This window comes from Noviherbaspirillum humi, assembly GCF_900188095.1.
Lineage (GTDB): Bacteria > Pseudomonadota > Gammaproteobacteria > Burkholderiales > Burkholderiaceae_D > Noviherbaspirillum > Noviherbaspirillum humi.
In genome coordinates, this window is the sequence record NZ_FZOT01000013.1 from 151144 (window position 1) to 160392 (window position 9249).

The 9249-nt window shown below is 62.8% G+C and carries 8 protein-coding genes and 1 pseudogene; 8 read left to right on the forward strand and 1 reads right to left on the reverse strand.

Translation table 11 applies throughout. The features are described from left to right. Window positions 1-66: 66 nt before the first annotated feature. Complete coding sequence (locus CHB88_RS17420) at window positions 67-753, reverse strand: TetR/AcrR family transcriptional regulator (RefSeq protein WP_089400613.1); 687 nt, start codon at window positions 751-753, stop codon at window positions 67-69. Window positions 754-1112: 359 nt separating this feature from the next. On the opposite strand from CHB88_RS17420, the gene CHB88_RS17425 reads away from it, so the two are divergent. The 8 genes and pseudogenes from CHB88_RS17425 to CHB88_RS25695 form a co-directional block, all read left to right on the forward strand. Beyond that, the gene (locus tag CHB88_RS17425) at window positions 1113-2006 is read left to right on the forward strand and encodes a VOC family protein (protein WP_089400614.1); all 894 of its coding nucleotides are present in this window, start codon (window positions 1113-1115) and stop codon (window positions 2004-2006) included. 85 nt (window positions 2007-2091) lie between these two features. After that, window positions 2092-2553, forward strand: a complete 462-nt coding sequence (locus tag CHB88_RS17430) for an acyl-CoA thioesterase (protein WP_089400615.1) — start codon at window positions 2092-2094, stop codon at window positions 2551-2553. Between the two features lie 31 nt (window positions 2554-2584). Beyond that, window positions 2585-3358 carry a maleate cis-trans isomerase family protein gene (locus CHB88_RS17435; protein WP_089400616.1) on the forward strand — a complete coding sequence of 258 codons (774 nt, stop codon included), beginning with the start codon at window positions 2585-2587 and terminating at the stop codon, window positions 3356-3358. Between the two features lie 184 nt (window positions 3359-3542). Next, the gene (locus CHB88_RS17440; protein WP_245845040.1) at window positions 3543-4793 is read left to right on the forward strand and encodes an alpha/beta fold hydrolase; all 1251 of its coding nucleotides are present in this window, start codon (window positions 3543-3545) and stop codon (window positions 4791-4793) included. 36 nt (window positions 4794-4829) lie between these two features. Continuing rightward, window positions 4830-6515 carry an AMP-binding protein gene (locus tag CHB88_RS17445; protein ID WP_089400617.1) on the forward strand — a complete coding sequence of 562 codons (1686 nt, stop codon included), beginning with the start codon at window positions 4830-4832 and terminating at the stop codon, window positions 6513-6515. A gap of 35 nt (window positions 6516-6550) precedes the next feature. Beyond that, on the forward strand, window positions 6551-7729 hold the full coding sequence (locus tag CHB88_RS17450; RefSeq protein WP_089400618.1) for an ABC transporter substrate-binding protein: 1179 nt from the start codon (window positions 6551-6553) through the stop codon (window positions 7727-7729). Window positions 7730-7840: 111 nt separating this feature from the next. Then, a complete protein-coding gene (locus tag CHB88_RS17455; protein ID WP_089400619.1) occupies window positions 7841-8995 on the forward strand; it encodes an FAD-dependent monooxygenase in 1155 nt (384 codons plus the stop codon). A gap of 140 nt (window positions 8996-9135) precedes the next feature. Then, window positions 9136-9249, forward strand: a pseudogene (locus tag CHB88_RS25695) (branched-chain amino acid ABC transporter permease); the annotation flags it as partial.

The window sequence follows — 9249 nt, forward strand, 5'->3', positions numbered from 1 at the left end:
GTTCACGCCGCAAGGTAAACCCCGGATGCTTGGACATCTATGGCGATCCGAGGCGAAATGCTCGCCTCATTTCCGTATGCTGATGGCTTCCTTCAAATGGCGGAGGTTTTCCTCGATCAGGCGCAGCGATTCTTCCACCCCTGCCTTGCGGTCTTTCCTCACGTCCCCGCGTTCCAATGCATGCAAGCTGAAGTCCGCCAGGATCTCCGCGATCTCTTCCGCCGATTTGGCGCCTCCGGATTTGAACCACCACGCGGTCCAATTGCACATGCCGATGATGGCGAAGGCGGCCACTTTCGCATCGACCATCCGAAAACGGCCGCGCTCGATGCCATGCTCGATGACCTCGGTGAATTTCTGCAGCAGGATGCGGCGTGCCGCTTCGGCAGTCTTGCGCTGTGTTTCGGGCAGGGATATTTCTGCTTGATCGACTACCCGGAACTGGACAGGGTGAAACAGGATGAGCTTCGCGTGTTGATGCACCAGTTCACGCAACGCTTCTTCCGGTTCCTTTCCTTTCTCGACCACTTGCGAGGCAAGCTGTTTGGCGACGATGGTCAGCCCTTCCGTCAAGCTGACCAGTATCTCTTCCTTGTTCTTGAAGTAGTAGTAGAGCGCCGAGCGTGCGATGCCTAATTCCTGGGCGATGTCCTGCATCGAAGTGCCTTCGTATCCGCGCTTGATGAACAGATTCGAAGCCGCCTCGAGAATGGCTTGCGGAACGACGTTGATCTTTGCAGACGGTCTTGCCATGCCATGTATGGGTCGATTGAAAGGGCCATCTTAACATTCGTGTCGAAATTTCGACGGAATTTGCCGATGTCGCGAGCGCCTTCCTTGTCCAGCCTTCCGGTCGTACCGCTTTCACCTCGAAAATTAACGCCATGCAAGGGGCAAAATTTTTTTACAATGATTTGACACATGCGTCAGATTTTTGTCTATGATGTAAAAAAGGCGGCGACACAGAAGGGTTTGCGGGCTTCACGGCCAGGGAGCGGCCCCCTTCCCATGGGCTCGGCCTGGGGACGCTGGGCGCATGGCTGTTTCGCCTAGCGGTTGGGCCAGCGCGTCGGCAAGCGTTGTCAACATCAACTATTTCTTTGGAGACTAACGTGAACAGTAATGCCATCGGTACGGCACCGAGACTGAAGGGTGTGGATCACACCGCGCGTCCGACCTGGAAGCTGAAAGAAACGGTCGAGTTTTACCGCGACAAGCTCGGTCTGCCGCTCATCCATACGATCTCGGCCCGCGGCTGGGGTCCGGAGACCCATCCCGATTTCCTGCATTTCTTCTTTGACAGCGGCAACGGCAGCACCATCGCTTTCTTCTACTATCTGGGAAGCAAAGAGCCGGACCATTTGACGGGCAAGCCCGGGCAGCCGCCGGTGCCATCCGATCATGTATTCGACGCCACGCACACGTCCTGGCTGGTCGACACGAAAGAAGAGCTCCTGGCATGGAAGGCGCGGCTTGAATCCAACGGCGTCGACGTGTCGACGACGACCGCACATGAAGTCATCGAGTCGATCTACTTCCGCGACCCCAACGGCTACTTCATCGAAATCACGCGCAAGCTGCGGCCCGTCGAGGCGCTCGATGGCAGGGATGCGGCGCTCACCCTGGAAGCGGCGATCCGATTGGAAGAAGAAGCGAAAGCACGGGGCGCATCGGTCCAGCTGATCGATTCGGTCTGGAACAAGAAGGCAAGCCTGCTTGATGCCGAAACGGGACGGACCATGGCTTCGAGCGGCGCCGCGGTCCGCATCTACGTCCTCAACGTACCGGAATTCGCGGCGATAGTGGATGCGGCGCGCCGGCAGGCGCATTGCACCGTTACCCAGGCAGGCAAGGACTACCTGGTGATAGAAGCCCGGGAACCGGTGGAATTCGGGCGCAAGGCGCTGAACCTGAAACCGGCGGTCTGGTACGGGCTGTTCACCGGCGGACTGCGCGGCAAGATCGAACGGTTCGACAGGGACATCGTGCGCATCGTGCCGGCGTGACATGCCGTCCATCCCCCGCATCGGCGCATCCGGCCGGTGAAGGCCTGTCCGGCACGCCTTTCCAACATCCATCCTGCGAGTAACCATGGCGACCACAGAATCCGTTATCAATACCGCGCCGTTCACCGTTCGCCGCCGCGTCAAATGGGGCGAATGCGATCCCGCCGGCGTGGTGTACACCGCCCAGTTCGCCGATTACGTCATATCAGCGGCGGAGCTGTTTTACGAGTATCTCTTTTCCATGCCGCCGCAGCGGGCGAAAGACCGGTTCGGCTTCGGAACGCCGACGCGGGCGCTGAACATCGATTTCCGGTCGTCGCTCTGGCCGGACGATGAATTCGACATGACGGTGGCCGTCAAGGAGATCCGCACCCGAACGTACGTGTTGCAAGTCGACGCAGTCAAGGATGGCCAGACGCCGGTGTTTTCCGCGCTGCTGACGGTCATCAGCATCGCCAGGGGAGAGCGGCGCGCGATCGAGATTCCCGATGTGCTGCGCCACAGGCTCCAGGCCGAAATCGAAAAAGCGCAGTTGGAAAAAGCGTAGGCAACCATTCATTCCACAGGACAGCCAAGCCATGCAAGCCAGAACCTACCGAATCGGGCAAATCGTGCCCAGCTCGAACACCACCATGGAAACCGAGATTCCATCGATGCTGCGTGCGCGCGAAGCGGATTTCGCCGACCGCTTCACCTTTCATTCCAGCCGCATGCGCATGCATCGCGTCACCAAGGAGGAATTGGCGGCGATGAATGTCGAAGGCCTGCGCTGCGCGGCCGAACTGGCGGATGCGCGGGTGGATGTGATGAGCACCGCCTGCCTGGTCGCCATCATGGCGATGGGGCATGGCTATCACCGCACCGTGGAAAAGGAACTCACCGAAGTCGCCCGGGCCAATCATTGCCATGCGCCGGTCATGACTTCCGCCGGGGCGCTGGTCGACGGGCTGAAGCTTTTGGGCGCCAGGAAGGTATCGCTGTTGGCGCCCTATATGCGCAGCCTGACGGACCTGGTCGTCAGCTATGTGGAAAGCGAGGGGATCGAGGTCGTGGACGCCGTTTCCTTCGAGATTCCCGACAACCTGGAGGTCGGACGGCGCGACCCGGCGCTGCTGCTGGAGGACGTCAAGCGGCTCAATACCGCGAACGCGGATGTCGTCGTGCTCTCGGCTTGCGTGCAGATGCAATCGCTGGCCTCGATCCAGGCGGCGGAAGACCGCCTCGGCATCCCGGTCACGTCGACGGCAGTATGCACGACGCGCCGCATGCTTGACGCGCTGGGGCTGGAGCCCGTCGTGCCCAACGCCGGGGCGCTGCTCTCGGGACGCCATGTCGGGGCGCAATACGCATGAGCATGCCGCTGCCCCCGGGCCGGTACCGGTCACCCGCAATGCCTGGCGCAATCACCCTTGGAGGACGACACGATGACCAAGCAGATGGCAATGAAAGTGAACGCCGTGAGGCGGGCGGCGGCGCTCGCCCCGGCCTCGATCAACCCGCCCGTCGCGGCTCGCTTGCCGGCGAAAGGATCCGACAATGACTGACGCACGCAAAATCAAGCGCCCCTCCCTGGGAATTGACTGGTATCCGCAGTCCCCTCCGGCCGGGACGGAGACCACGGCGATCACCCTGAGGACGGCCGATGGCGCCGCCGTGCAGGGCACGCTCTACCGCAGGGGCGAGCCGCGCAGCGTCGCCTGCCTGATGCATCCCCGGGAATATTTCGGCGCCCACTACCTGGTCCCGAAGCTGCTTGAATGCGGGATGGCGGTCTGGACGCAAGGCGCCCGTTCGATAGGCAACGACCTGCGCCTGGAGCATGAGCAGGCCGTCATCGATGCGGCGGCGGGGATAGCGTATCTGCGCGAGCGCGGCTTCGAGAAGATCGTGTTGATCGGCAATTCGGGCGGCTCGGGCGTCTACAGCTATTACATCCAGCAATCGTCGCTGGCGCCCGAACTGCGGCTGGCAAAGTCCGCGGTCGGCAAACCGACCGGGTTCGACAGCGTGAGCATGCCGGCGGTGGATGGCATGGTCTATCTCGCGCCGCATCCCGGCCAAGGCCGCCTGCTCATGGGATGCATCGACCCATCGTTAAGCGACGAGGACGATGCGCTGTCGGTGGATCCTTCGCTCGACCCATTCAACCCGGACAACGGTTATGTCGCGGAGCCCGGCAAGTCGCGCTACGCGAGCGACTTCATCGACCGCTATCGCAACGCGCAGCGCGCACGCGTGGAAAGGCTGGACCGGATGGCACGCGAACTGATCGAGCGTCGCCAGTCGGCACGGCGCCAGATCAAAGACGGCGCGACGGAACGCGCGCTGCGCCTGCAGGCGGCGCATACACCGATCATCACGGTCTGGCGCACCGATGCGGACCTGCGCTGCCTTGACCTCAGCCTCGACCCATCGGACCGCGCCCCGGGCTCCATCTGGGGCAACGACATGCTGGTGTCGAACTACGGCGCCGTGGGATTCGGCCGCCTATGCTCGCCCGAATCCTGGCTATCCACCTGGTCCGGCGTGTCGTCGATGGCGGCGCTGGAAAAGACCGCGCCGTCCTTGACGGTGCCGGCGCTGCTGGTGGAATACACCGGGGACCAGACCACTTTCCCGCGGCAGATACGGGAAATCTTTTCTTGGATCGGCGCAGGCGACAAGCAGCATGTGCGCGTGCGCGGCGACCATCATGGCCGCGCGCTGACCAGTGACGAAGAGCCTGGCAGACTCGTGGCCGCACGGGAAATCGCCAATTGGCTGGCGAGCCGCGGATACGTGTCGTAAGTCCGCGCCAAAGCCAGAAATCGAGGAGACAAAGTGATGAATGGACCGTTGAACCGAATTGAAGGGGTCGAGTATGGCGATCCCGGACGGGCGCAGCAGTATCTCGACAGCGGCGCATGGATGAAGATCACCGTCGGCGAGGCGCTGCGGCAGACCGCGCGGCGCCTGCCCGCCAAGCCCGCGCTGGTTACCGATACGCGCACCGTCACCTTCGAGGAGCTTGACAGCCTGACCGATCGGCTGGCGGCCGCGCTGCTCGACATCGGGCTGCAGCCGTCGGACCGGGCGATTTTCCAGATGGGGAACAACATCGAGACGGCGCTGGCCGTGATCGCCTGTTTCAAGGCGGGCATCGTGCCGGTGTGCGCGATCCCGCAATACCGCGAAATCGAGATCGGCCAGCTGGCCCGCCTGAGCCAGGCGCGCGGCTACTTCGTCCAGTCGGACCCGGCAGGCAGCTTCGACATGGTCCGGTTCGCGCAGGAGATGACGGCGGCGCTGCCGGGAATCGAGCACCTGGTTTTTTCCGGCTCCCGCGCGCCGGCCGACTGCCTGACAGTGGCGTCGCTCATCGAGACCCGGGATGCGGCGTCGGCCCGCGCGCGCTTGGCCGAAGTTCGCATCGGCCCGGAAGATGTATTGAGCTTCCAGTTGTCCGGCGGGACCACCGGCGTGCCCAAGATCATCCCGCGCTTCCATGGTGAATACCTGGCCCATGCCCTCTTTGCCGCGCGCAATTATGAAATGGACGAGCACAGCGTCTTCCTGTGGTCGCTGCCGCTGATGCACAACGCGGGCCAGTTGTATGCGCTCATGCCCACGCTCGCGCTGGGTCGCACCACGATCCTCATGTCCGCGGTGGATATCGCGCGCATGCTTACCCTGGTGGAGGCGCACGCCGTCACGCACATCTCGTCCATTGGCCCCATCGCGCCGCAAGTCATCGCCTATCCGGACCTGCACAAGCACGATCTCTCCAGCCTCAAGCTGTTCTTCACGATGACCAGGGCCGATGCGCTGGAACAGAAAATCGGCGTGCCTTGCAGCAACCTGTATGGCATCACCGAGGGCCTCCTGCTGGGGACCGGTCCGTCGGCGCCGGTGCAAGCCCGCCATGGCACGAACGGCGCCTCGGGCTGCGTCCTGGATGAAGTCCGCGTGCTCGAGCCGGAATCGGAGAAGGCGGTGGCCGACGGACAAATGGGCGAACTCTGCTTCCGGGGGCCGTCTTCCCTGCGCGGCTACTTCAATGCCCCGGAGGCCAACCGCACGGCGTTCACCTCCGACGGCTTCTTCCGGACCGGGGATATCGTCTCCGCGCACCGGATCGACGGCAAGACCTATTACCGCTTCGAAGGCAGGCTGCGGGACAACGTCAACCGCGGCGGGGAGAAGATCGGCTGCGAAGAGGTGGAGCAGTTCGTCAGCAAGCATCCGGCCATCCTGGACGCCAAGCTGATCGCCATGCCGGACGCGGTCTACGGGGAGAAGGGCTGCGTCTTCGTGATCGTGCGCCCCGGCGCCGCCGATCCGACGGTGGGCGAGCTGGCGGCGTTCCTTGTGGCCCAGGGCCTGGCGAAGTTCAAATGCCCGGAAAGGATCGAGGTTGTCGATGCATTCCCGGTCACGCGCGTCGGCAAGGTCGACAAGCCGGCGATGAAAAAGATGATTGCGGAAAAGCTGGCCAGCGAAGGCGCCGTGAAACCGGAACTCGCTTCTTGATCGTTATTACGCGTTCAACACCTAAGGAGACAACGATGAAATCATCGAACAACAAGCGGTGGAAATTCGCCATTCTCGGGCTGGCGCTTGCGGCGGCCCTACCCGCATCGGCGCAGATGAAGATCGGACATATCGGCTCGATGAGCGGCCCGCTGGGCGCCCTCGGACTCGACCAGTACGACGGATTCATGCTGAAGGTGGAGCAGGGCGGCGGCATGCTCGGCGGGCAAAAGGTCGAGGTCACGCGCGTGGATGACCAGGGCAAGCCGGATGTCGGGCTGCAGGTGGCCAAGGAGCTGCTTGAGCGCGGCAAGGTCAGCGTGGTGGTCGGGATCACCGCGTCGAATGTCATCAACGCGGTTTTTCCCTACGTCGTCAAGGAGGAGGTGCCGCTGGTCGGCACCAATGGCGGACCTTCCCCGTTCGCCGGAGAGAAGTGCTCGCCGTGGTTCGTGTCGACCGCGTTCCAGAACGACGGTCCCCATGAAGCGGCAGGCCAGGAAGCGCAAAACCGGGGCTTCAAGAAAGTGGTCGTCATCACGCCGAACTACCAGGCCGGCAAGGACGCGGTCGCTGGCTTCAAGCGATTCTACAAAGGGCAGCTCGCCGACGAAGTTTACCCGGCGCTTGGACAGAGCGACTTTGCGGCGGAGATCACGCAGTTGGCAGCGGCCGCCCCGGATGCGGTCTATGCCTTCCTGCCGGGAGCGATGGGCATCAATTTCATCAAGCAATATTCGCAGGCCGGCTTGATGAAGAAATATCCGCTGCTGTCCTCGTTTACGGTCGACGACATCACCATCCCGGCCATCCGCGACGCCGCGGTGGACTCGCTGGTCAGCTCGCACTGGACCTCGGGCGCGACCAATCCCGAATCGCAGAAGTTCGTCAAGGAATTCGAAGCCAAGTACAAGCGCAAGCCATCCAATTACGCGGTGCAAGGCTATGACGCGGCCGCGCTGATCGACCAGGCGCTGAAGTCGTCGCCGGCGGCCGCCAAGGACAAGAAGGAGCTGATGAAGGCCATGCGGGCGGCGAAGCTGGCCTCTCCCCGCGGCGAGCTGACATTCGAGCGGAACGGATTCCCGATCCAGGATTACGGCATCTGGAAGGTGGTCGGGAAAGGGGCGGGCAACGTGGGACTGGAGCTGCAGAACGTCGCGCTGAAATCGCACCGCGATGCATATGTGGCGAAATGCGTACCCAAGCAATGATTTGAATCGGCGCGCATGCCGCGCCGGATCGCCCACCGCGCGGAAGGTCGCAGCCCGCCGGTGGCAACGTGATCCGGGGCGGCGAAGGTCGGTTCGAAACTGGAGAGAGAAATGGGACTGAATATCAAAGTCGTCGGCGCCGGGCCGGCGGGGCTGTATTTTGCCTACCTGATGAAAAAATCGTTTCCCGATTACCGGGTGCGGGTCGTCGAGCAAAACCCCGCCGACGCCACCTATGGATTCGGCGTGGTGTTCTCGGGCCGCGCGCTCAGTTTCCTGGGGCAGGGGGACGCTGCCGTCATCGAGCGCCTGAAGGCGAACATGGAGTCCTGGAGCGACCAGCACATTACCCACAAGGGACAGCGGGTCGTCATCGACGGCAATTCCTTTTCCGCGATCGCCCGCCTGACCATGCTGAAGGAACTGCAGGCAATCTGCCGCGAGGCCGGCGTAGAACTGTCGTTCGGGCAGCGGGTCGAGCCGGACGGGCTGGAAGCCGACTGCGATGTCCTGGTGGCAGCGGACGGAGCCAATTCCGCCTTGCGCGACCGCTACGCAGACGAATTCGGGACGCAGACGGTCGAGTTGAAGAACTATTTCGCCTGGTATGGGGTGGAAACCCCGTACGACGCGCATACCCTGACCTTCATCGGCAATGAAGGCGGCACCTACTGCGGCCACCACTATCGTTACACGCCGCGCATGAGCACCATGGTCGCGGAGGTGGATGCGAAGACCTGGAGCACGTCGGGCATGGCGGACATGTCGGACGAGGAGCGCAAGATGCATTTCGAACAGACTTTCCGGGACACCTTGAATGGAAAGCCGCTGATCAGCAACCGCTCGATGTGGCGGCGCTGGCGCCTGGTCAAGAACGGCAACTGGCGCCACAAGAACATCGTGCTGATCGGAGACGCGCAACGCACCGCCCATCCGTCTATCGGCTCCGGCACCCGTCTCGCCATGGAGGATGCGATCGTGCTGTGGCGGGCATTCACCGACAAAGGCACCGATGTCGAGGCGGCGTTCGGGCAATATGAGTCGGAGCGCCGGCCGGTGCGGGACAAGCTCAATGCCGCCGCGGAAAAAAGCATTGCCTGGTACGAGGATATCGCTGAAAAAATGGCGCTCTCGCCTTATGAACTGGCGCTCGATTACATGCTCAGGACCGGCCTCATGACGCCGGACCGCCTGGCGCGGGAGTCGCCCCGGTTCATGGCCAAGCTGGCGGAGGAGGGAACGATTCCGGCGGATACGCACGGGTAATCCACGTTCCCTGCCGTCATGTGCCAGGCGCGCCCGCGCCATTCGCCGCGGAAGCCGCACGGTAGGACGCGGCGCGCACTGGCCGCCGAGCCTTATTGCGGACGGCAGGCACACAAAACAATCTCATCAAGGAGACAGGCATGACCCTGGGTCTCATCGTTCCGCAGCTGCTGAACGGCCTGCAGTACGGCGTGCTGCTGTTTCTGCTGGCCGCCGGGTTGACGCTGGTGTTCGGCATCATGAGCTTCATCAAC

What these genes read in the sequence shown, in the direction of transcription:
- CHB88_RS17420 (WP_089400613.1), bottom strand. Translation starts at nt 753, where the DNA reads ATGGCAAGACCGTCTGCAAAGATCAACGTCGTTCCGCAAGCCATTCTC.
- CHB88_RS17430 (WP_089400615.1), top strand. Translation starts at nt 2,092, where the DNA reads ATGGCGACCACAGAATCCGTTATCAATACCGCGCCGTTCACCGTTCGC.
- CHB88_RS17435 (WP_089400616.1), top strand. Translation starts at nt 2,585, where the DNA reads ATGCAAGCCAGAACCTACCGAATCGGGCAAATCGTGCCCAGCTCGAAC.
- CHB88_RS17440 (WP_245845040.1), top strand. Translation starts at nt 3,543, where the DNA reads ATGACTGACGCACGCAAAATCAAGCGCCCCTCCCTGGGAATTGACTGG.
- CHB88_RS17445 (WP_089400617.1), top strand. Translation starts at nt 4,830, where the DNA reads ATGAATGGACCGTTGAACCGAATTGAAGGGGTCGAGTATGGCGATCCC.
- CHB88_RS17450 (WP_089400618.1), top strand. Translation starts at nt 6,551, where the DNA reads ATGAAATCATCGAACAACAAGCGGTGGAAATTCGCCATTCTCGGGCTG.
- CHB88_RS17455 (WP_089400619.1), top strand. Translation starts at nt 7,841, where the DNA reads ATGGGACTGAATATCAAAGTCGTCGGCGCCGGGCCGGCGGGGCTGTAT.